Raw genomic sequence first — 23,660 nt, 5'->3', positions numbered from 1 at the left:
CCGATGTTCTTATTGTGATACAATACATGCAAAGCAATTTTGTAGACACTGTAGTATGGTAAATATCTTATCTATATCTGAATCAATTTATTGAAAATTTAACTCGCGATATAGAAATCTATCTTCCCAACTTAAGCTGGAGGCAAATAGAATGATTTATGTAAAAGGAATTGTATCTTTTCTGTCAAATAAAAAATTACCAAAATCAAAAACATATATGAAAAATAAATTTGTAAGTATGAAGATTATTGAAGTAACCAAACGGTTTTCAACTACTGGGGAAGAATATGTAGTGATCACATGCAGTTTTACTGTTTCTATGGACGAAGACTATGCATGCAAATCACTTGAGGATTACAACGGAAAAGTTAAACCTTTTTTACAGAAATATATAAAAAGTTTAATTTACAGAGTAGAAATTCATCACTTGAATTATTTAAGGAACAGTGAAATGAAATCAACTTCTCGAATGACTTAATATTAATTAAACAGAAATTTCTTCTGTTGTGCAAGCAATACAAATCATGTATTCTTTTTACTTTTAAAATGTGTGAAACAGATGTGATTAGCTCTGAAATAACCTGCGTAGATAAGGGAGGGAAAACCATGGTCCAAGCATTCGATACAGCAGAAAGTTACCAATGTCCTATTTGCAAAGACAACAATAATTGCTGTAATTCCATAGGGAAATCTTTAGGTATATGTTGGTGTAGTGGAGAATTCTTTCCGAAAGCTATTCTCGAACTAGTACCTTATGATCAATTGAGAAAATCATGCATATGTAAAAAATGTCTAGACGAGTTCGTAGTATGATGGAAGAGAGGGGAATGGAATATGTACGAACAAAAAACGAAGGAAACAGACAATGACGTTATTGAATTTATTGAGAATGTAGAAAACCCCAAAAAACGTGCGGATGCTTACACGCTACTCGATATATTTAAAGAGGCGACTGGCCTTGAAGCAAAAATGTGGGGGCCAAGCATTATTGGCTTTGGATCGTATCATTATGTATACAAAACGGGTCACGAAGGAGACGCACCGTTGGCAGGCTTCTCTCCGCGCAAAGCAAAAACTAGTTTGTATTTTGCACCCGGAGATAGCGAACGCGATGCATTGCTGGCGACGTTTGGAAAACATACCTCTGGCAAATCATGCGTGTATATTAATAAAGTCGATGATATCGACACGAATGTATTAAAACAGTTAATTACTCAATCGGTTACGTTTTTGCAAACACAATACCAGGATAATCAATAACGCATTACCTAAAGAGATGTTTGCAGTAGTCCATAAATTAGATGGTAGACTGTAAATTCCGATAGTTAAGTAGAGCCATGTGTATACTGAGTTCCATCAAGTATACACATGGCAACAATAGAAGTGACAAAGTAGCGTTTACATTCGATTGCCTTACGAATGTAAACGCTTTATTATTGGGAGTAATCAAACAGTGGTTGCTTTAAAAAAAGGAAGGGAGTGTATGATTGTGGAAAATGAACAGCAAAATAATTCCGGTTTCAAAATGAAAGTGCAACGTTTTGGAAGCTTTTTGAGTGGGATGATCATGCCGAATATTGGTGCTTTCATCGCTTGGGGAATCATCACAGCGCTATTTATTCCAACAGGTTGGATTCCAAACAAAGGTTTTGCAGAACTTGTAGGACCTATGATTACTTACTTACTGCCAATTTTAATTGGATTTACGGGTGGACGTCTTGTCCATGGCATCCGTGGAGGAGTCGTCGGTGCAACGGTCACGATGGGGGTCATTGTCGGGGCAGATATTCCAATGTTCCTTGGTGCCATGATTGTAGGACCCTTAGGCGGATGGGCAATTAAGCAGTTCGATAAATTAATTGAAGGGAAAGTTAAGGCAGGCTTTGAAATGCTAGTCAATAACTTTTCATCAGGTATTATTGGGTTCATACTAGCACTGTTTGCCTTTAAAGGAATTGGTCCGGTAGTAGAGGCGTTGAATAAATCCCTTGGAGCTGGTGTTCAAGCGATTGTTGATGCTAATCTATTGCCAATTGCAAGTATATTGATTGAGCCAGCAAAAGTATTGTTTTTAAATAATGCCATTAACCACGGTGTTTTAGGTCCAATTGGAATTGAACAAGCTACACAAACAGGAAAATCAATACTCTTCCTATTGGAGGCCAATCCAGGACCTGGTTTTGGGATATTACTAGCGTATATGATTTTTGGCAAAGGTATGGCGAAACAAACAGCATCAGGTGCAGGAATCATCCATTTCCTTGGAGGGATTCATGAAATTTATTTCCCTTATATTTTAATGAGACCATTGCTATTGGTCGCTGCGATTGCGGGAGGCGCAACGGGCGTGTTTACACTTCAACTACTTGGTGGAGGTTTAGTCGCGGCGGCATCACCTGGTAGTATTTTTGCCATCCTTGCGATGACACCAAAAGGAAGTTATGTAGCTGTCATTGCAGGTGTCTTCTTTGCAACACTCGTATCATTCATTATTGCATCCATTATATTGAAAACAGGAAAACAAACGGATGAAGACGATTTATTGAAGGCAACGGAAAAAACGTCCGCGTTAAAAGGAAAAGAGAGCCGTGCAGCAGACTTCATGCAACAATCGATTGCTAAAGAAGCTGTTCAAGAAGTGTCATTTGCAGATGTCAAAAGTATTATTTTTGCATGTGATGCAGGTATGGGTTCCAGCGCAATGGGCGCCTCAATTTTGAGGAATAAGGTGAAAAAAGCTGATATCGATGTTGCTGTTTCGAATATGGCTATCAGTAATTTACCGTCCGATGCGGAAGTGGTAATCACTCATAAAGATCTAACAGAACGTGCGAAAGCAAAATCACCAAACGCATATCATATTTCAGTTGAAAACTTTTTAAATAGTCCGAGATACGATGAACTTCTTGAAAAACTGAAAAAGTAATGAGTGTACACTTAAACTCAGCCTAATTCGAAAGAAATTAGGCTGGGTTTTACCAATGATTACAAAGTATTTCAATGGGGTGTTTAACATGGATATTTCAGCTCGGGAAAAAGTTATCTTGGATGAATTGATCGACAGAAATGAAGAAGTAACAATTAAAGAATTATCGGAGAAAATAGCTGTCAGCCCCCGGACCATTCACCGCGATTTGAATACGATAGAAAAGTTATTGCGTGCGTACAACCTTAAACTTGTACGGAAAACTGGGGTTGGTATTAAGATTGTAGGGGGAGAAACAAATAAGGCAGCCTTAAAACAAAAGTTAAACACTTTCACATCTCGAGAGTATACGCTGGACGAAAGGCAAACCTTGATTTTGTGCACATTGTATGAATCATCAGAGCCTGTGAAGCTTTTTGCACTTGCCAATGAACTAGGAGTGGCAATTGCGACAATCAGTTCAGATTTACTTAAACTAGAGGAACAATTAAAATCCTTTAAGCTATTAATCGTGAAAAAAAGAGGGTATGGAATTGAAATAAGCGGATCAGAAAAAGCAAAACGAAGAGCAATGAGTTACGTGATTGCCAAGACATTAAAAGAAGACGAGCTGTTTTCGTTTACCACAGAACGTATTCAGAAGAAGTCTGGGAATCGAGAGAATCCTATATCCAAACGGTTATTGCATCTTGTTGATCGGGAAAAAATACTTATTATTGAAGATGTCATGCAACAATTAAATCGAGTACTCCCATTTCCAATTACGGATAATGCTTATGTCGGACTCATAGTTCATCTAACCCTGGCAATTGAACGTATTATCTTAGGTGAAAATATTCAGATGGATTTGGTGTATTTGGAGCAGTTAACAAAGGAACCTGAATACAACATCGCACATGAAATTATCGCCAAATTATCGGCTCGTTTCCAGATTGAAATACCTAAAGCTGAAATTGGCTATATTACGATGCATCTTCAAGGTGCCAAGCTTCGTCATAATGAAGGACAATTATTTGAAGCCTCCAATTTGGAAACATTCATGCAAGCGAAGAAACTGGTTCAGTGCATGGAAGATGCGACGGGTGAGGAATTAATGGATAACGCGCCCCTGTTAGAAGGTCTTGTTACGCATTTGAAGCCTGCAATTTATCGTATTCGACAGGATATGGGTATCACCAATCCTTTGTTGAAAAGTATTCGTAAAGATTATGAAGAGTTGTTTCAGATTGTCAAGGATGCCGTTGGACAAGTTTTTCCGGAGCTACGAATACCTGATGAAGAGATAGGTTACTTAGTAATGCATTTCGGATCTGTCCTACTTGGTTTGAAGGGTGAAAAGGATTTAAAAGCCTATATTGTTTGTTCCAGCGGCATTGGAACATCGAAAATGCTTGTATCGCGACTTCAACGCGAAATACCGGAAATTGCAGAAATAACGAATGTATCTCTTTTTGAATTAAGTGAACTTCAAATCACTGATAGAGACTTAGTTATTTCTACTATTTACTTACAAGATTTCAGCAAGGAATATTTGATCGTCAGTCCATTTATGACACAAGAAGAAATTAAACAAGTACAGCTGTATGCTAGAAGACAGATGCTTATTAAAAAACGGGTTACCTTGTTAAACCATGGTAATTCCACTATTGAAGAAATAACTAACGGAATGAAAAATATTCATTTATACACGGGAACTGTAGCCGAGTTATTATCGGGTTTTCAGCATTCATCACAAAAAGAACATATGTCAGTAGAAAAATGTATACGAGCAGCGTGTAACCAATTAGAAAAGAAAGAAATTATCAAAAATGCAGAAATTGTAGCAGATGCTCTATTTGCAAGAGAAGCTATCGGAGGAATAGGAATTCCTGAAACAAAGCTAGCTTTATTCCACACCCGTCACGAACAAGTTCTTAAGCCTTCGTTTACGATTCAAACACTTGTGGATCCAATCGTAATGGCAGCGATGGACGGAACGGATAGCGAAGTCAGTCATTTATTACTTTTGTTAGCCCCTCATTCATACCATGAACAGGGTTTAGAAGTACTAAGTTTCATTAGTTCACTCATTATCGAAAACGAAAAAAGTATTGAATTATTTGAATCAAATCAGGGGGCACTAATCCATTCCTATTTGGCACAGAATTTTAAGCAGTTCATAGATGAAAAAATAAAATGACTAGAGGAGTTTTTACAATGACATTACCTATTTTATCAATTGAAAACATTGTGTTGAATCAAGTACTGGCAACAAAAGAAGAAGCAATCCGCTTAACAGGGAAAATCCTTTTTGACAGAGGTTATGTTGAGTCAAGTTATATAGAGAAAATGCTTGAACGCGAAGAAATGACAACTACGTATATGGGGAATTTTGTAGCCATTCCACATGGTACAGACGATGCAAAACAAGAAGTAAAGGAGTCAGGAATTGCGATTATTCAAGTGCCACAGGGTGTAGATTTCGGAGATGGGAATATCGTTAAATTGATCTTTGGGATTGCTGGAAGAGGGGACGAGCATTTAGAAATCCTGTCGAATATTGCAATTGTAGTTTCTGAGGAAGAAAATGTAGAGGCAATTGTGAATGCATCGTCTAAAGATGAAGTTTTATCCTTCTTTGAAGGAGTGAACTAACATGATCGCTGTTCATTTTGGCGCTGGAAATATAGGTAGAGGCTTCATTGGAAACTTATTGTATCAATCCGGATTTGAAACATGCTTTGTAGATGTGAACAGCGAGCTTGTTAAATTGATAAACGAAAAAAAACAATACCGTGTTGAACTTGCCAATGCAGCTCACGATGGACTGCTTGTGAAAAATGTTCGAGCCATTAATAGTGCGTCAGATCCGGAATTAGTAATCGAAACGATTGCCAAAGCCGATCTTGTTACAGCGGCGGTTGGGCCTAATATACTGCCCTTTATTGCGGGTTTACTTGCTGAAGGGCTTAAAGAGCGTCTCATTCGAACGGGACATCCGTTAACAATCATCGCTTGTGAAAATATGATTGGCGGAAGTGCTTTTCTTAAAGAAAAAGTATATGAAAAATTAACTGAAGACGAAAAGTTACGATTTGATGACTGTTTTAGCTTTCCGAATGCAGCGGTTGATCGGATCGTCCCGAATCAAGTAAATGAAGATAAGACAGCGGTTCAAGTGGAGCCGTTTTACGAATGGGTAGTTGACGAATCGGAGATCATTGGCGAAAATCCACCTGTTAAAGGGATTACGTTCGTTAAAGATTTGGAACCATATATTGAAAGGAAATTGTATACGGTGAACACAGGTCACGCAGCCGTTGCCTACTTTGGTTATTTGGCAGGTATCAGTAGAATGGACGATGCACTTGCAAGTGAAGAAATTAAGACGATGACTGAGAATGTCTTGCAAGAAACCGGCAAATTACTCATTGCTAAATATCAATTTAATGAGCAAGAGCATGGCGATTATATTCAAAAAATTATGGGGCGATTTGCAAATCCATTTATTACTGATGATGTAACTCGTGTCGGTCGCTCACCTGTGCGTAAACTCAAATTCAATGATCGGCTTGTTGGACCAGCAACACAATACCTAGAGTTATTTGGTGAGACACCGACTTATTTGGCGATGGGAATTGCAGCAGCATTACGTTATGATTATCTGGAAGATTCAGAAGCAAAGCTCATTCAGGAGACGATTCAACGGTTAGGTATCGGCCATGCAATTGAAACATTTACAGGGTTAAAAACTGGAACAGCTCTGTTTACAGCTGTTGAAGAGGAATATCGAAAACTTAAGGAAAATTGACTTGTAGTAATGACGGTCGCAAGTTTAAGTGTTTTCATCTTAAGAACAATAGCGCGGGCGCCTGTTCAGGAGCGGCAGGCATAAGCCGGGTAAAGGATAGGCAGTCTAAGTTCGCGACGTCGTGTCGCAACGACTGCATGACCTGCATCCTGCAGGCCCAAGCGGTGTTCTTTGCTGCACAGCAGGACTGGCAAATTAGGGAACACGGCCAAAGTACGCCGCGTCCTGCGGCAATGTCTGCGTGACCTACATCCTGTGTGCCTCAGAGCATCTGGGGGCTAGAGTCAGGCCGTGAAATCACTATGCTGCAACTTATCCACAGTCCGTAATTTTTAGTTACTTAAGCTTCTTAAAAGGCCTACCTAACTGCAATTCGCATATAGGTAGGCCTTTTAAGTGTGAATTTGAATACGCCGATTACGGTGCTTAGTAATTTTTATACAGAATAAATATATCGGTCCAGTTTTCATCATTTGCCCTATTTATTATCAATGATTTCTTCGCTAATGATTCGCTGTGGATGAGTGTACAGATTAAAGGAACTTTTCCGTATAAATCCAACAGTGGTAATGCCAAGTTCTTCTGCAAGTGACAGTGCCAATTCCGTAGGGGCTGATTTTGATAGGACAATTTCACAGCCGATTTTCGCCACTTTCAATAAGATTTCCGATGAAATACGGCCACTGAACACGATTACTTTGTCTCTGACTGGAATCGAATGTTTCAAACAATGACCATAGATTTTATCCAAGGCATTATGCCTACCGATATCCATCCTAGACAGAATAATGTTTGTAGGCGTGCAGAGAGCTGCATTATGGACGCCGCCAGTTTGACGGAACATGTCTGCTGATTGTTCCATCTGCTCCATTAGGAAAAAGCATTCGTTCGGAGTAAGTGAGACATGAGTTTTCGTCATTTTTTTTGCCGTCAATGCATCGTTAGCGAACACAAATCCTTGTCGACTCATACCACAACAAGAGGTAATATAGCGTTTGTTTAGCAACTTTTCGTAAAAAGGATACTTTTTGTCCGTTTTGATATGGACAATCCCCAATTCTTCCTGTACGGAAATAGCTTTGATATCTTCATAGTTCGGAATGACGCCTTCAGATGCAAGAAAACCGACGGCCATATCTTCGATGTATTCGGGTGAACAAACGATTGTTGCAAATTCTTGGTTGTTGATTTTGATAGTGACAGGATGTTCGACGACAATTTGGTCCTCTTTTATCGTGAAATTTCCATTTGAATAACGAAAAATAGTCCGTTTCTTATCTTGTTCCATCCATTATTCCTCCTTTGTTAGTAAAAGAAATACCTTTATATTAATTGTTTATTTATACAAGTTAGAATATAATAATATCTAGTAGCGTTAGTGCATAAATTGCTGTGGAGTTATCAAACTTTAACTGGAAATATAGATTGGTAATTTAACATGTTCTGTTAGAAGACTATTTCACTATGAAAGTGCACTTGTCAAGTCGGTGTATTAATTCATGGTGGTTTTTTATATATAAAAGGAGGCTCTTACATGCCAATCAAAATTGACGGTTCCAATTATTACTTCGTCGAAGGCAAGACAATTCTTGAGGTGATCAATGACCGTGAAATTACTCATCCGCAAATTTGTTACTTACCGGAAGTGGACCCAATTGAGACATGTGATACGTGTATCTTGGAAGTGGATGGTCGTCTAATGCGTGCCTGTTCCACAAAAGCTGTCTCTGGAATGAACATAGCTCTTTCTTCGACGCGTGCCAAAGAAGCTCAGACGGAAGCGATGGATCGCATTCTCGAAAATCATTTGCTGTATTGTACAGTATGTGACAACAACAATGGCAACTGTAAAATACATAATACCGTGGATATGATGGAAATTGAACATCAGAAATATCCGTATGAACCAAAATGTACACAAGAAAGTGTGGATTTTACACACCCATTTTACCGTTACGACCCAAATCAATGCATTGCTTGCGGTCAGTGTGTAGAGGTATGCCAAAATTTACAGGTAAATGAAACCTTGTCAATTGATTGGGAGAGGGATCGTCCAATTGTCCTGTGGGATGGGGGCGCGAAAATCAATGACTCTTCATGTGTAGGCTGTGGCCACTGTGTTACCGTATGTCCATGTAATGCACTAATGGAAAAATCAATGCTTGGCGAAGCGGGATTCATGACCGGGCTAAAAGAGGAAATCCTGTCACCGATGATTGAACTTGTCAAAGACGTTGAGCCGGGATATAGCGGAATCATGGCTATTTCAGATGTTGAATCGGCAATGCGCGATACGAGGACGAAGAAAACGAAAACAGTCTGTACATTTTGCGGAGTAGGCTGTTCGTTTGAAGTTTGGACGAAAGAGCGGAAAATTTTAAAGATCCAGCCCGTTTCGGATGCACCAGTCAATGCGATTTCAACGTGTATTAAAGGGAAATTCGGTTGGGATTTCGTCAACAGCGAAGAACGAATTACGAAACCACTTATACGAAAAGACGATTCTTTTGTTGAAGCTACATGGGAAGAAGCGCTTGACCTTGTTGCTCTGAAACTCGGTACAATCAAGAAAGAGCATGGTAAAGAAGCTGTCGGCTTCATTTCATCTTCGAAAATCACAAATGAAGAGAACTATGTTATTCAAAAGTTAGCACGCCAAGTATTTGAAACAAATAACGTTGATAACTGTTCCCGCTATTGTCAGTCTCCAGCGACAGATGGGTTATTCCGTACAGTTGGAATGGGTGGAGACGCTGGAACAATTAAAGATATTGCTAAAGCAGGTCTAGTTATTATAGTCGGAGCTAATCCAGCGGAAGGACATCCAGTTCTCGCAACTCGCGTGAAACGTGCGCATAAACTGCACGGGCAGAAATTAATTGTCGCCGACTTGCGGAAAAATGAAATGGCTGAACGATCCGATATCTTTATAAGTCCGAAGCAAGGAACTGATCAAGTCTGGCTCATGGCAGTGACAAAATACATGATTGATAAAGGATGGCATGATCAGTCGTTTATTGATAATAATGTCCATTACTTGGATGAGTTCAAAGAAGTTCTTGAGAAATATACACTTGATTATGCTGAAAAAACATGTGGTGTAGCGAAGGAGATGCTAATTAAGACAGCGGAAATGATTCGTGATGCAGACGGTACTTGTATTCTGTGGGGAATGGGTGTGACACAAAATACCGGTGGCTCAGACACTTCTGCCGCGATATCCAATTTGTTGCTTGCAACGGGTAATTATCGTCGCCCTGGTGCAGGGGCCTATCCGCTACGTGGGCATAATAACGTACAGGGTGCGTGTGATATGGGGTCTCTACCTGGATGGCTTCCTGGCTATCAACATGTTACTGATGACAAGGCACGTCAGAAATTCGAAAAAGCATACGGTGTGAAAATCGCTAGTAAGCCCGGGCTTGATAATATTCAGATGTTGCATTCAATCGATGATGGGAAAATGAAAGCCATGTATATCGTCGGTGAGGATATGGCGCTCGTCGATTCAAATGCGAACTATGTACATGATGTCTTGTCAAAACTTGATTTTCTTGTTGTGCAGGATATCTTCTTCTCAAGAACGGCACAATATGCAGATGTCATTTTACCAGCGGTTCCATCGCTTGAAAAAGACGGTACATTTACAAATACAGAAAGACGTGTACAGCGTTTATACAAAGCACTTCCAGAATTGGGCGATGCACGCGCGGATTGGTGGATTGTTCAGAAAATTGCTAACCGACTTGGTGCGGATTGGAACTATAGCCATCCAAGCGAGATTTTTTCAGAAATGGCGAGCCTTTCACCTTTGTTTAGTCAAGCGGACTATAGCGTAATGGAAGATTGGGACAGCTTTTTATGGGGCAGTTTGGATGGCGCAAGCACGCCGCTACTGTATGTGGACGGATTTAATTTCCCAGATAAAAAGGCACGTTTCGCTCTGTCTGACTGGGTGGAACCTGTAGAGTTTCCAGTAGAATATGATCTTCACATTAATAACGGGCGCTTGCTAGAACATTTCCACGAAGGCAATATGACGAATAAATCGGATGGGATTCAGGAGAAAGTTCCGGAGGTTTTCGTTGAAGTTTCGCCGGAACTTGCGAAAGAGCGAGGTGTGTTAAGTGGTTCTCTTGTACGCCTGATTTCGCCATACGGCGCATTAAAGCTGCCGGCACTTGTAACGGGCCGTGTGAAGAAAAATGAATTATTCTTACCGATGAATTCGGTTGAAAAAGATTCAGCTATTAATTTTCTAACCGGTCCTGCTGTCGATAAGCGCACGAATACACCTGCGTATAAACAGACGATGGTACGAATGGAAGTACTTCGAAAAGAAGGCGAAAACCCGTTACCGAAATCGAACCATCGCAATAAAGAGCGTCATCCGCAAAATGGTGTGGAAGTAGAGCGGAAATGGGCGCGTCCAGGATACCTGCAATTAGCAGAAGATAAGAAAGAAAGGTGATCTACGATGGCGGTACCCATTACTTCTATTAAAAAGAAAGTACTGACTCCAGAAGAAATCAAACAGAATAAACTGGAGGAGTTGCAGTCGTTAATTGCCGAACAAGATCAGGCTCTCAATAAAATATTAGAAATCACTGGAGAGTTGGATGGTGCAGGAGTCTTAGATGCGCTGAAGGCAATGGTGAAAGCAAAGGATGATATTGCAAAAATTGCGGTTGACCAAGCATCGCGTGACCCAGTGACCAATATCATCAACCACGTGCTAAATGCAACCAGTGTGATTTCATCTATAGACCCTGATGTAACAGCAAAACTTGCAGCGAGTGTTAAAACTGGCCTCCATGAAGCGCAACTTTATAGTGGTAATGGGCAAAAAGTAAGTGTTTTTCAATTGATAACCGCGCTAAATGACCCTGATACGAACCGTGCTGTAAAATTCGGGTTGAATTTTCTGAAAGGGATGGGGAAAGGGCTAGAATGAGCTAGCATGTAGTAAAAGGTTTAAAAAAATACTAGTGAAAAGTCTTTATTACACACAAATAAAATAAAAATCAGCCATGCATGTTTAATGGCTGATTTATATTTTGTGTTCCATAGTATTTAATTACGTCGATAACTCCATTGTTGGTATCGAAAGCGTACAAAGCAACCTATGCAAAAACCTAGAATCGCGATGAGTGCAGCTATGCCAACCATCAACGTAGCGATATTAAATAATAAAGTCCAATTCAATAAAAAGCTTAGGCTTGCAACGAATAAAAATCCAACAGCTAACCATTGGTTAAATCTTAACTGCGCGTAGTCTTCTTGAATATATTGATTTGCCGGTTTAGCCAAAAGTCGTTTAACAAGTACTAAAATTGGATGGAATTCCGTCAATAAACTTAAGAGATTTGCGATTAATGGAATGAATAGAATCCAAGCTGACTGTGTTAGAAGTGCAATAATTACAGCCAAAACAATCGTCCATTGATTCGCCATTACTAAAGGTTTTGGAATTGTTTTCATATTAAAACCTACTATTCTAATTGGATTTAATATTATTATATGTTATGGCGACCGGAATGTACATGAGTAAGAAGAAAAAAATAGTGTAGAGGGGACTTCCACAACTTCTTAATAAAAAAATAGGGCCTATTTTCAGTATTTATCTATAGATGGACATAGGCGGAAATTGTTAGCAGGAAAGGATTAATGTATCAAAATAAAAGCTTTTTAATCGCATCTAGCGTGTTCGTCGTTTATTTGACCTGGTCTGGGGCTACATTTCGGTTACCAAGAAAAAAGGGTATTCTTAATATAGGTATACTAGGATTAATTAACGTCATAAAAGTTGCCAGATTCCAAAACAGCTCAAAGTTGTTTTAGAATCTGGCGTTTTCATTGTGTCTGATACTAAACCTTAACAAAGTAATGAATAATCGAAACTGATTCGAAATACACCGTTATTTAATCTCTAGGCACAAATGTTTTACAATCCGTTTCTTCGCTACTTGTTGCCTTTTTACCCTTTTGACTGACTACGTAGATAGAATTCGCTTTACATTTGTTGCCCGGACCCCAAAACTTACAGTTACTCACTTCACAAAGAATTTCTTGAGCCATAGTATCACACCTCCTTTTTGTTATGATGAACAGAAACAATAGGATTGATACTTTAATTCTTTAACAAGCACCTATTTATAGAACTATCCTGATTTTTAAAAAGTAAGTTGAAGTTGCAAACATTGCGTAGTCGTGTAGTATGACGGATACTATTAACGAGCACGATTAATAGTAGGAGATGTTTAGAAATGTCTATAAAAAAAGAAGTTGAAATGAAATTGAAACAACATGGAAATAAAAGAGTAAACCGGGGGCGACTGTTAGTGAAATGTCCGGATAAACCGGGAATTGTATCAATGTTGTCGGCGTTTTTGCTTAATCACGATTCCAATATTATTGAATCCAGTCAGTATTCAAATGATCCGGAAAAGGGTAACTTTTTTATTCGAATAGAGTTTTACTGTGAAAACTTGAAAGAAAAGTCAGCACAATTGGAAAGTGATTTTGAGGAAATCGCTACCAGGCATTCTATGGATTACCACTTTGCCTATGAAAACGAGCGGAAGCGGACAGCCATTTTTGTTTCAAAAGAAACGCATTGTTTAATGGAACTTTTGTGGGAATGGCAAAATGGCGATTTAGACACAGATATTGTCGTCGTTGTTAGTAATCATGAGGACGCTCGTGGGGTGGTCGAATCTTTAGGAATTCCTTTTCATTATATACCGGCCAATAAGGATATCCGGAAACAAGTTGAAGAAGAACAGATTCGCCTAATGGAGGAATATGGTGTTGATTTACTAATACTTGCTCGTTATATGCAAATTCTTACGTCTGATTTTGTCGATCATTTTCAGCACCGGATCATCAATATTCACCACTCTTTCTTGCCGGCGTTTATCGGAGCCCGCCCATATGAACGTGCATATGAACGTGGTGTGAAGCTGATAGGGGCTACATCCCACTATGTAACGAATGATCTTGACGAAGGTCCAATAATTGAACAGGATATCGAGCGGGTGGATCATCGTGATGACGTAATTGATTTGAAAAAAATCGGTAGTCGAATCGAGCGGCGCGTTCTTGTAAAGGCTGTAAAGTGGCATCTTGAAAATCGGATTATTGTTGAAGGTAACAAAACGATTGTGTTTCATTAATAAGAGTTTAACTTTTTACGCAGTTTTGAATAGTAAGAAACCGGATTTCTTAGCACTCGAATCCGTATTTAAGTAAATGGAAAGACAAAATTAATAAGGCCAATTTCTCAATTAAACACGAATGATTACAACATCGTGTTTAATAGAAATTGGGCCTTTTTTGTTTTTTCGGTGATTACTATGTGCACTGAAAAGATACGATTCTATCCAAGTCTATTCTCCATGGAATCCACGCATTGCCATCCCATTTAAAACCAGTTGTTGTAATATAATCGATGTATGTTGGATGAAACCAAAAAGACGTCCGGTTTACGAGCCGTAGGTAAGTATCTCGATATAAGCAACCACGTAAAGCGCCTGGATCTATAGAAAGTGGTCCCGTTTGTTGTTTTGGAATAATAGATGGCGGTGCATTAGTCGGTGCAGCACCTTGTTTCGTAAATTGAACTGGTTCTTGATTTTTTGGAAAATGTGGCTGTCCAAAGGGTAACTCCGAGTTATTGGGATTGTGCGGGACTGGAAATTGATCATCAGACATAATTGAACACCTCCTTTTTCGATAGATACCTAGTAATATATGTGGGAATTGTATATTAGGAACCAGTAAGAATAGTGGTCAAGGTGTTGATGTAGCAATTAGATTGGCAGGTTGATCTAATCGTTCTACACAAGTACTTGCTTTACCTAAAAAGGCTGTGGAAGTCGTCTTTATGGGTATTCCATATTAAGATGTTCTAATTGAATGCTTATAATGCGAAAAAATAGTTAGAAATGAATTGACTGTATTGGGTTCATAGAATGCGATTTCTGCCCCATTCCCAGGTAATGAGTGGAGTACGTCCGTTCATTATATCAGTACAGGGCAAATAAACGTGAAACCGATGATAACACATCGATTACAATTAAATGAAGGGCCAGAAATATTTAATAAAATTGTCAAAAGATACGGTTTTTTTGGAAAGGTCCTTTTCTATCCCGACTCAAAATGATAAGCTGAGTAGGTAAGTATTAATTTAGTGAAGGAGTTTGATGAAAATGGTTGAAAAACAATTTATAGTTACGGATGAACAGGGAATTCATGCACGACCTGCATCAATATTAGTAAGTACAGCAACTAAATTCAAATCCGAAATAAACTTGATTTACAATGACAAAAATGTCAATTTAAAATCAATTCTGGGCGTAATGTCTTTAGGGATTGGTCTGGGGGCGGAATTTATAATTAGCGCCACTGGAATCGATGAACAGGATGCACTGAACGAACTTGAAGATGCATTGAAAAACGGAGGACTGACTAACTAATGAGCCTACTTCATGGAATTTCAGCATCAAATGGAATTGCAATAGCAAAAGCATACCGTTTTGTTGAGCCAGATCTATCTTTCAGAAAAAAAACTGTTGAAGATATTCCGGAAGAACTTGCACGCTTTCAGTCAGCTGTCTCTATTTCAAAAAGTGAGTTAGAGTCGATTCGTGATACCGCTGCAAAAGGACTTGGCGCAGATGAAGCTGCTATCTTTGACGCACATATATTAGTTTTACTTGATCCGGAGCTACTGACTTCGATTGAAGATAAAATTAAAACGGATCATGTAAATGCTGAACACGCACTTAAAGAAACATCAGATATGTTTATTACAATGTTTGAGCAAATGGATAATGAATATATGAGAGAACGGGCTGCGGATATTCGTGATGTTGCGAAGCGTTTGCTGTCCCATTTGCTAAATGTTGAAATTGTGAATCCGAGCATGATTACTGAAAAGGTAATTATTATCGCAGAAGATTTAACTCCATCAGACACGGCCCAGTTAAATCGTGAATTTGTAAAAGGCTTTACAACTAATATTGGTGGGAAGACTTCCCATTCTGCGATTATGGCGCGCACATTGGAAATCCCTGCTGTTGTAGGCACGAAGGAAGCGACAAAGCTGATTCAGGACGGTGACATCATCATTGTTGATGGGTTTAAAGGAGAGGTCCATATTAATCCTACTCCGGATGTCATTGCTACATACGAAAATGAACAATTGAAATATGAGCAACAAAAGACAGAATGGACAAAGCTAGTGGATGAGAAAACAACCACTGCTGATGGACATCTAGTTGAGTTAGCTGCAAATATTGGCACCCCGGAAGACTTAGAGGGGGTCATTAATAATGGTGGAGAAGGAATCGGATTATACAGAACTGAATTTTTGTATATGGGTAGAAACCAACTCCCAACTGAAGAAGAGCAGTTTGTGGCTTATAAGAAGGTTTTACAGGGAATGGAAGGTAAGCCGGTCGTTGTACGGACCCTTGATATTGGTGGGGATAAAGAACTCCCTTATTTAAACCTCCCTAAAGAAATGAATCCATTTCTAGGGCTTCGTGCCATTCGTTTGTGTTTGGAAGAGCAGGATATTTTCCGTACGCAATTAAGGGCACTATTAAGAGCAAGTTCATATGGGAATCTGAAAATCATGTTCCCGATGATTGCAACTCTTGATGAATTCCGCCAGGCGAAAACCATCTTGGAGGAAGAGAAACAACAACTGATAGCTAACAATATTAATGTTGCTACTACTATTGAGGTTGGTATCATGGTAGAAATCCCTTCCACTGCAATTCTGGCAGATCAGTTTGCGAAAGAAGTTGATTTCTTTAGTATTGGAACAAACGATTTAATCCAATATACGATGGCTGCTGATCGCATGAATGAACGTGTTGCATATTTATATCAACCTTATAATCCAGCAATTCTACGATTAGTCAAGATGGTTATTGATGCCTCACATAATGAAGGGAAATGGACTGGAATGTGTGGGGAAATGGCGGGGGATGAAATCGCTATTCCTTTACTTTTAGGCCTTGGTCTTGATGAATTCTCCATGAGTGCCACTTCGATTTTAAAGGCCCGTACTCAAATTCTGAAATTGAACAAGGGCGAAATGGAAGAACTTGCGAATGAAGCCCTGCAGATGTCAACAGCTGAGGATGTAATTCAAGCGGTTACAACTCGCTGCAAATTGTAACTCAAAAGAATAAATGAAAACAGTCATTCATATATGAATGGCTGTTTTTTTGTTTTTAATAGAGTATCTTGAACATTGTGAAGGTGGGTCGGGTCTCTTTATTTAATTAGAATGTTTGTTTTTCAGAGATTCGGGGCAATACTTGTGGAAACAAACTATCGATTGCTGTTTAGGATAAGCTATCGTATTTGATATGAAGGAGGAGACTTTTGTTGAAAATGAAGATTTTTCTGTTAGCCGTACTTTTTGCGTTTTCCACTTATTCAATAACTGATGCAGCGATTCTTTCAGATGCCCAAGTGAGTGATGAAGAACTGACCTATTTACAAACCCTTTCAAATGAAGTTGACATGATTTTGGCTGAACCAGAAGAAAGTAATATACCAGATCAGAAAATAGTAGACCAGAAAATAATAGATCAGAAAAAAGTAGATAAGAAATTAGTTGCGCCAGTGGAATCAGCACAGAAGAGGCAAAGCTATACGGTGGCCGCAGGCGATAATTTATATCGAATTGCACTTAATCATAACATTTCTTTAGATTCTCTCGCGAGTTTGAACGACCTGACAGGAGAGCTGATCCACCCTGGTGATGTATTAATCGTCAGTGGACATGCAGCTGACTCAGGAACTGTCAAGTCTGAGAAAGATACAATTGCAGCTGCATTTGTTCCAACTCCACCACCTGCAAGCGATGGGAAAGAGATGCTAGTTACAGCGACAGCCTACACAGCGTACTGTACGGGCTGTTCAGGAACTACCGCTTACGGCATTGACTTACGTGCTAATCCAAATCAGAAAGTGATTGCAGTGGATCCGAAATTGATTCCGCTTGGTACAAAAGTTTGGGTGGAAGGTTATGGAGAAGCGATTGCCGGAGATATAGGAGGAGCCATTAAAGGAAATAAAATCGATGTCTTCATTCCTTCTTATAATAATGCCATGGAGTGGGGAGTCAAAAAAGTTAAACTTAAAGTACTCAACTAATAAAGAAAGCCCGTACAAAAAACAGTGTTTTTTGCACGGGCTCTTCATTCAGATTAAGATAAACGGCTTCTAAAATCGTCATAGCCAAATTGTTTAATCACTTTAACACCATCATTAACAGTATTCAAAACGATAGAAGGTAAGTTAACGCCATTAAATGTATTGTTTTTCACCATCGAGTAGTGCCCCATATCACAAAAGACAAGTTTATCGCCAGGCTTTAATGGCTCATCAAACGAATAATCGCCAATTACGTCGCCGGCTAGACAAGTCGGTCCACCAAATCGATAGGTGTAAGCCTTTTCGTTCGGCATTCCTGCGCCAATGATTTCAGGTCGATAAGGCATCTCTAGTACATCAGGCATATGACATGCTGCTGAGGTGTCTAAAATAGCAATCGGCATACCGTTGTGGAGGGTGTCCAAAACAGTCGCAACAAGATAGCCAGTATTCAATGCGACAGCCTCACCAGGCTCTAAATACACTTGAACACCGTATTTATTCTTCATAAACATGATCGAACGAATAAGTGTCTCGATATCATAGTCAGGTCTTGTGATATGATGCCCACCACCGAAGTTAATCCACTTCATATTTTTGATGTATTCCCCGAACTTTTCATCGACAACTTGCACGGTACGCTCCAGCGTATCAGAGTTTTGTTCGCACATTGTGTGGAAGTGTAAGCCATCTATACCTTCAAGCTGGTCCGCTTCAAAATTCTCAAGCGTAACACCAAACCTTGAATGTGAAAAACAAGGATTGTACATATCGACTTCGATTTCAGAGTACTCAGGATTAATGCGAAGTCCAACTTCTATTTGCTTTGGATTGCTTTTAATTTTTTCTTTGAATTGATTATATTGTTGAAACGAATTAAAGACGATATGGTCTGAATAAGAAAGAATCTCATCAAACTCAGTTTCAGAAAAGGCGGGGGCATAGGTATGAACCTCCTTGCCCATTTCTTCATAGCCCAGTCTCGCTTCGTGTACGGAACTGGACGTTACGCCATTCAAGTATTCACCGATTAACGGATAAACAGAGAACATCGAAAATCCTTTTTGAGCAAGGAGAATCTTGCAGCCCGTCCGCTCAATAACAGACTTCATTTTCTCCAAGTTTTTAATAAGCAATCCTTCGTCCACTACATAACAGGGAGAGGGGAGTGCATTTAAGTCAATATTCAATTTCAAGCCCTCCTCAGTCAATTAATTCAGGATTGAAGCTTTCCTGCCATGGTAGACCGTATTTGTTGAGTGCTTCCATGAACGGATCTGGATTGAACTCTTCGATATTGTGTACGCCAGGATTCTTCCATTTACCAGTCATTACAAGCATAGCACCGATCATTGCAGGTACACCCGTTGTATAAGAAATTGCTTGTGAACCAACTTCTTTGTAACATTCTTGATGGTCACAAATATTGTAAATATAATACGTTTTCTCTTCGCCGTCTTTGATACCTTGGAAAATACAGCCGATATTCGTTTTCCCTATTGTTCTTGGTCCTAGTGAAGCTGGATCTGGTAGAACTGCTTTTAAAAATTGTAGGGGGGCGATTTCTTTTCCTTCGAATAGTATTGGTTCGATAGAAGTCATGCCAACGTTTTCAAGCACTTTTAAGTGGTTCAAATAGTTCTCCGAGAATGTCATCCAGAAGCGAATCTTTTTGATTCCTGTAATATTGAGTGCAAGTGATTCCAATTCCTCATGGTGTAATAAGTAAACGTCTTTTGGACCGATTTCAGGAAGATTATAGACACGTTTAATTGATAATGGTTCAGTTTCGATGAACTCACCATTTTCAAAGTAGCTTCCATTAGCCGTGATTTCGCGGATGTTTATTTCAGGATTAAAGTTAGTAGCGAACGGATAGCCATGATCGCCAGCGTTTGCATCCACAATGTCAATCGTATGAATTTCATCAAAATGATGTTTTAGTGCATGCGCAGAGAAGACACCGGTAACGCCCGGATCAAAGCCGCTTCCTAGTAGGGCAGTGATGCCTGCTTTTTCAAAACGTTCTCTGTAGGCCCATTGCCAGCTGTATTCAAACTTAGCTTCGTCAAGGGGTTCGTAGTTTGCTGTATCGACATAGTCAACGCCAGTAGCAAGACATGCATCCATAATCGTTAAATCTTGGTATGGCAATGCGACGTTTATAACGATATCCGGTTGGAATTTGTTAATTAGTTCAACCAGTTCTTCCACATTATCAGCATCTACTTGAGCCGTTTGGATTTTAGTGCGACCTCCGTCTAATTTTTCTTTTAAAGCATCACATTTTGATACAGTACGGCTCGCGATACAAATTTCTTCGAAGACGTCAGGAACCTGACAACATTTATGAACAACTACTCCTGCAACTCCACCAGCACCAATAATTAAAGCTTTTCCCATAATGAACACCCGCCTATAATATAGTTTTTTTAGTAATATAAGTTGAAATCAAGAATTCCATTGAATCCGCTATGGCGCTTGGGGATGCCTCCCGCCATAAGCCGGACAGCTTCGCCGTCAGTCTTATGGCTTCGGCTACCCCTATAAGGCGCCTTCGCTTAGTTTGTACCAGAATCGAAACACCACACCTAGGTGCCAGATACTGACACCGAATTCAAATGGCTAATAACAATTCGCGTAGTACTTTACATGCTACAGCTGTAGAAACACCGCTTTGATCATAAATAGGAGACAACTCATTTACGTCACAAGCTACAATGTTGAGGCCACTAACTGCTAACATGGCATTCAGTAATTCCATAAAGCTGACCCCGCCGGCTTCAGGTGTACCTGTTCCAGGAAATACAGAAGGGTCTAGTACATCCAAATCAATGGTTAAATAAACTGGTTTACCTTTAAGTTTTTCAACGATTTCTTCTAATCCGTCGAAGTTAAACTTGTTCGTAAACACACGGTCTTTACCCCATTGGAATTCACTGCGGTCTCCAGAGCGAATACCAAACTGGAAGATCTTGTCGTCTCCGAGCAAGTCCCATACTCTGTGAATAACAGTGGCATGAGAAAGGGTTTCCCCAAGATAGTCCTCACGTAAATCTGCATGTGCGTCAAATTGTATGACGTGGAGATCTGGATGTTTTTTGGCAACAGCACGCATTGCGCCGAGTGTCACCAGATGTTCCCCTCCAATCATGCAGGGGATCTTGCCGTCTTCCAAAATTTGAGTTGTAAAATCTTCAATCTGTCCTAATGCTCTTGCCGTGTTCCCAAAACTTAATTCTAAATCGCCACCATCAAATACAGCGATATCCTCCAAGTCTTTATCCTGATAGGGGCTATACGTCTCAATTCCAAACGATTCACCGCGCATTGCTTTGCTAGCGAAGCGTGTACCAGGACGAAAAGAAGTTGTAGAGTCAAAGGGAGCACCAAAAATAACGATTTTCGATTCTTCGTACTCATTGTCACAACCAATAAACGTTTCAATATTTCTATTCAACATCTTTTAATTGCTCCTTTACATAGTTTGGAAGTGCAAATGAACCAACATGAATGTCTGTATTGTAATACCTTGTTTTCAACTCAAGGTCATTCCATGCTGCTGCATCCAAATCTTGAATAGGGTCAAATTTCTTCGACGCAAAACCAAACAACCAGTGACCGGATGGGTAAGTGGGCATATGAAATTGATAAACTTTACAAACCGGGAAGAAGCCTACAATTTTTTGATGTGCTTTCCTCATACCAAGCGCATCTTCAGCGTAAAAGGGACTTTCATGTTGATTCACAAGAATTCCATCTTCTTTCAGCGCTTTATAGCAGTTGCCGTAAAATTCTTTTGTGAAAAGCCCTTCACCTGGACCGAATGGATCTGTCGAGTCCACAATGATCAAATCATAGTCATTTTCGATTCTACGAACAAATTTCAGCCCGTCTTCAAAGTACAGATTAACCCTGGGATCATCTAGTTTTGAAGCTGTCTGGGGTAAATATTCCCTGCAGACATCGACAACCATTTTGTCAATTTCAACCATGTCGATTTGTTCTATAGTTGGATAAGCAGTCAATTCACGGATTGTTCCACCATCACCAGCCCCAATAACTAACACTTTTTTTATGTTTGGATTGGTAGCCATTGCTACATGCGTAATCATCTCGTGATAAATAAATTCATCTTTCTCAGTGCACATTACAAGTCCATCAAGAGTAAGAACACGACCAAATTCCGACGTTTGTAAAATATCGATTTTTTGAAAATCACTTTTACCCGTGTAAAGATGTTCTTCCACTTCCAATGAAAAACGAACATTAGGCGAATGATTTTCTGTATACCATAAATTCATTCCACCAACTCCTTCAGCACATTAATATTTGCAATATCGCTGTCCTCAGTACCTGTTAAGAAACAGCCCTTATCCTTGGAGTATTGAATGAAATCCAAGATTTCCTTCGTAATTCGTTCACCAGGTGCAAGAATTGGGATGCCTGGGGGGTAACACATAACGAATTCGCTGGAAATATAACCTGCGCTCTCCGAAATGGGCAACTTTTGCTTAGGTGCATAAAAGGCTTCTTGCGGCGTGAAAGCAACTTGCGGACGAATGTATTCATGGATGAAAACGCTATTTTTATCCTTAGAGTAGCGTCGTTTGATTTCGGCAAGTGCTGCAACTAATCGTTCCAGATCTAGATGTCTGTCACCGACAGAAATGTAGGCCAAGATATTACCGATATCACCAAATTCAATTTGAATATCATACTCATCTCGAAGAATGTCATAGACTTCAATTCCAGCTAAGCCAACATCACGGGTATCTACCGAAAGTTTTGTGACATCAAAGTCAAAAATCGTATCTCCATTAATCAATTCTTTCGAATAGGCGTAATAGCCGCCAATTTTATTGATTTCAGTTCTTGTATAATGTGCCATTTCGGCGACTTTTTTAAAAATATCCTTACCATTTAGTGCTAAACTTCTTCTCGATATATCTAAAGAGGAAAGCAGTAAATAGGAGCCACTTGTCGTTTGAGTCAAATTAATAATTTGCCTCGTATAACCTTCGCTGACATCATTGTTTATCAACAAAAATGAGCTTTGTGTCAATGAACCGCCGGATTTATGCATACTAACGGATGCCATATCAGCACCAACTGACATAGCAGAAGTGGGAAGATTATCACCAAAGTAAAAATGTGTACCATGTGCTTCGTCGACAAGGACGAGCATATCGTGTTGATGCGCAAGATCGGTAAGAGCCTGCAGGTTTGAACAAATCCCATAATAGGTAGGATTGTTGATGAGAATGGCTTTAGCATCCGTATTTTCCAAAATGGCTTGTTCTACATCCTTTACAGCCATCCCTAAAGCAATACCAAGTTCACTGTGCACGCCTGGATTTACATAGACGGGAACAGCACCGCTTAAAATGAGAGCGTTAATCGCACTTCGATGTACATTGCGAGGCATAATGATTTTATCCCCAGCTTTGCACGCTGTCATGATCATTGCCTGTACCGCAGATGTGGTCCCATTGACCATGAAAAAGGCGTGCTTGGCATTAAATGCTTGAGCCGCTAATTCTTCAGCCTCTTTTATAACCGAAACAGGGTGGCAGAGATTATCAAGCGGTTTCATGGAATTGACATCCATGGAAAGGCATTGTTCACCTAAAAATGCGGCTAATTCAGGATTTCCTCTTCCACGTTTATGGCCTGGGACGTCAAAAGGGACGACGCGCATTGATTTGTATTGATTTAGCGCCTCCATTATGGGGGCTTTCTGTTGCAAAAGATGTGTCACGTAAT

At 39.6% G+C, this 23,660-nt stretch carries 22 protein-coding genes and 1 pseudogene; 14 read left to right on the top strand and 9 right to left on the bottom strand.

From position 1 onward, the window contains the following. Positions 1–151 precede the first annotated feature (151 nt). The 7 genes from H2672_RS08055 to H2672_RS08025 all read left to right on the top strand — a co-directional run bounded on the left by H2672_RS08055 (position 152) and on the right by H2672_RS08025 (position 6,716). Entirely contained in the window at positions 152–478 is a 327-nt protein-coding gene (locus tag H2672_RS08055; RefSeq protein ID WP_186670797.1) for a hypothetical protein, read from the top strand. A 68-nt stretch (positions 479–546) separates the two neighbouring features. After that, on the top strand, positions 547–813 hold the full coding sequence (locus H2672_RS08050; RefSeq protein ID WP_370569623.1) for a cysteine-rich CWC family protein: 267 nt from the start codon (positions 547–549) through the stop codon (positions 811–813). A 21-nt stretch (positions 814–834) separates the two neighbouring features. Next, complete coding sequence (locus tag H2672_RS08045) at positions 835–1,260, top strand: DUF1801 domain-containing protein (RefSeq protein ID WP_186670795.1); 426 nt, start codon at positions 835–837, stop codon at positions 1,258–1,260. 223 nt (positions 1,261–1,483) lie between these two features. Next, positions 1,484–2,926: a PTS mannitol transporter subunit IIBC gene (locus tag H2672_RS08040; protein WP_186670794.1), complete on the top strand. Its 1,443-nt coding sequence runs from the start codon at positions 1,484–1,486 to the stop codon at positions 2,924–2,926. A gap of 88 nt (positions 2,927–3,014) precedes the next feature. Beyond that, entirely contained in the window at positions 3,015–5,105 is a 2,091-nt protein-coding gene (locus H2672_RS08035) for a BglG family transcription antiterminator (RefSeq protein ID WP_186670793.1), read from the top strand. Between the two features lie 17 nt (positions 5,106–5,122). Then, positions 5,123–5,560, top strand: coding sequence for a PTS mannitol transporter subunit IIA (locus H2672_RS08030; protein WP_186670792.1), 438 nt, complete (start codon positions 5,123–5,125; stop codon positions 5,558–5,560). Position 5,561: 1 nt separating this feature from the next. After that, a complete protein-coding gene (locus H2672_RS08025; protein WP_186670791.1) occupies positions 5,562–6,716 on the top strand; it encodes a mannitol-1-phosphate 5-dehydrogenase in 1,155 nt (384 codons plus the stop codon). Positions 6,717–7,194: 478 nt separating this feature from the next. On the opposite strand, the gene fdhD is transcribed toward H2672_RS08025, so the two are convergent. Further along, positions 7,195–8,004: a formate dehydrogenase accessory sulfurtransferase FdhD gene (fdhD, locus tag H2672_RS08020; protein WP_186670790.1), complete on the bottom strand. Its 810-nt coding sequence runs from the start codon at positions 8,002–8,004 to the stop codon at positions 7,195–7,197. 246 nt (positions 8,005–8,250) lie between these two features. Between fdhD and fdhF the strand changes: the two genes are divergently transcribed. Together fdhF and H2672_RS08010 are read left to right on the top strand one after the other, a co-directional pair. Beyond that, positions 8,251–11,187 carry a formate dehydrogenase subunit alpha gene (gene fdhF / locus H2672_RS08015; RefSeq protein WP_186670789.1) on the top strand — a complete coding sequence of 979 codons (2,937 nt, stop codon included), beginning with the start codon at positions 8,251–8,253 and terminating at the stop codon, positions 11,185–11,187. A gap of 6 nt (positions 11,188–11,193) precedes the next feature. After that, positions 11,194–11,670 (top strand): helical membrane plugin domain-containing protein, encoded by a 477-nt coding sequence (locus H2672_RS08010; protein ID WP_186670788.1) that lies wholly within the window; start codon positions 11,194–11,196, stop codon positions 11,668–11,670. A gap of 119 nt (positions 11,671–11,789) precedes the next feature. On the opposite strand, the gene H2672_RS08005 is transcribed toward H2672_RS08010, so the two are convergent. Then, positions 11,790–12,197 carry a DUF4395 domain-containing protein gene (locus H2672_RS08005; RefSeq protein WP_186670787.1) on the bottom strand — a complete coding sequence of 136 codons (408 nt, stop codon included), beginning with the start codon at positions 12,195–12,197 and terminating at the stop codon, positions 11,790–11,792. 441 nt (positions 12,198–12,638) lie between these two features. Further along, positions 12,639–12,794, bottom strand: coding sequence for a DUF1540 domain-containing protein (locus H2672_RS08000; protein WP_082786555.1), 156 nt, complete (start codon positions 12,792–12,794; stop codon positions 12,639–12,641). A 188-nt stretch (positions 12,795–12,982) separates the two neighbouring features. Between H2672_RS08000 and purU the strand changes: the two genes are divergently transcribed. Further along, positions 12,983–13,891 (top strand): formyltetrahydrofolate deformylase, encoded by a 909-nt coding sequence (purU, locus tag H2672_RS07995; protein ID WP_255485605.1) that lies wholly within the window; start codon positions 12,983–12,985, stop codon positions 13,889–13,891. Positions 13,892–14,069: 178 nt separating this feature from the next. On the opposite strand, the gene H2672_RS07990 is transcribed toward purU, so the two are convergent. Continuing rightward, on the bottom strand, positions 14,070–14,429 hold the full coding sequence (locus H2672_RS07990; RefSeq protein ID WP_186670786.1) for a collagen-like protein: 360 nt from the start codon (positions 14,427–14,429) through the stop codon (positions 14,070–14,072). A 124-nt stretch (positions 14,430–14,553) separates the two neighbouring features. Between H2672_RS07990 and H2672_RS19610 the strand changes: the two are divergent. From H2672_RS19610 to H2672_RS19820, 4 genes and pseudogenes are all read left to right on the top strand, one after another. Beyond that, a pseudogene (locus tag H2672_RS19610) lies at positions 14,554–14,880 on the top strand (galactitol-1-phosphate 5-dehydrogenase); the annotation flags it as partial. A gap of 46 nt (positions 14,881–14,926) precedes the next feature. After that, positions 14,927–15,193, top strand: a complete 267-nt coding sequence (locus H2672_RS07985) for a phosphocarrier protein HPr (RefSeq protein ID WP_186670785.1) — start codon at positions 14,927–14,929, stop codon at positions 15,191–15,193. After that, positions 15,193–16,908 carry a phosphoenolpyruvate--protein phosphotransferase gene (gene ptsP, locus H2672_RS07980; RefSeq protein WP_186670784.1) on the top strand — a complete coding sequence of 572 codons (1,716 nt, stop codon included), beginning with the start codon at positions 15,193–15,195 and terminating at the stop codon, positions 16,906–16,908. Before H2672_RS07985 ends, ptsP begins: the two co-directional genes overlap by 1 nt. A 218-nt stretch (positions 16,909–17,126) precedes the next feature. Then, complete coding sequence (locus H2672_RS19820; protein WP_186670889.1) at positions 17,127–17,894, top strand: 3D domain-containing protein; 768 nt, start codon at positions 17,127–17,129, stop codon at positions 17,892–17,894. 53 nt (positions 17,895–17,947) lie between these two features. Here the strand turns inward: H2672_RS19820 and nspC are convergent, their stop codons facing one another. From nspC to H2672_RS07950, 5 genes are all read right to left on the bottom strand, one after another. Then, positions 17,948–19,084: a carboxynorspermidine decarboxylase gene (gene nspC, locus H2672_RS07970; protein WP_186670783.1), complete on the bottom strand. Its 1,137-nt coding sequence runs from the start codon at positions 19,082–19,084 to the stop codon at positions 17,948–17,950. Between the two features lie 13 nt (positions 19,085–19,097). Further along, complete coding sequence (locus tag H2672_RS07965) at positions 19,098–20,297, bottom strand: saccharopine dehydrogenase family protein (protein WP_186670782.1); 1,200 nt, start codon at positions 20,295–20,297, stop codon at positions 19,098–19,100. A gap of 214 nt (positions 20,298–20,511) precedes the next feature. Beyond that, a complete protein-coding gene (gene speB, locus H2672_RS07960; protein WP_186670781.1) occupies positions 20,512–21,357 on the bottom strand; it encodes an agmatinase in 846 nt (281 codons plus the stop codon). After that, the gene (speE, locus tag H2672_RS07955) at positions 21,347–22,198 is read right to left on the bottom strand and encodes a polyamine aminopropyltransferase (RefSeq protein WP_186670780.1); all 852 of its coding nucleotides are present in this window, start codon (positions 22,196–22,198) and stop codon (positions 21,347–21,349) included. Before speE ends, speB begins: the two co-directional genes overlap by 11 nt. Continuing rightward, positions 22,195–23,622, bottom strand: a complete 1,428-nt coding sequence (locus H2672_RS07950; protein WP_255485610.1) for an aminotransferase class I/II-fold pyridoxal phosphate-dependent enzyme — start codon at positions 23,620–23,622, stop codon at positions 22,195–22,197. Before H2672_RS07950 ends, speE begins: the two co-directional genes overlap by 4 nt. Positions 23,623–23,660: the final 38 nt, after the last annotated feature.

Source organism: Sporosarcina sp. BP05 (assembly GCF_014282005.1).
GTDB lineage: Bacteria > Bacillota > Bacilli > Bacillales_A > Planococcaceae > Sporosarcina.
Note: the sequence above shows the minus strand (reverse complement) of the source record. Positions and strands in the feature narration are given on the sequence as shown.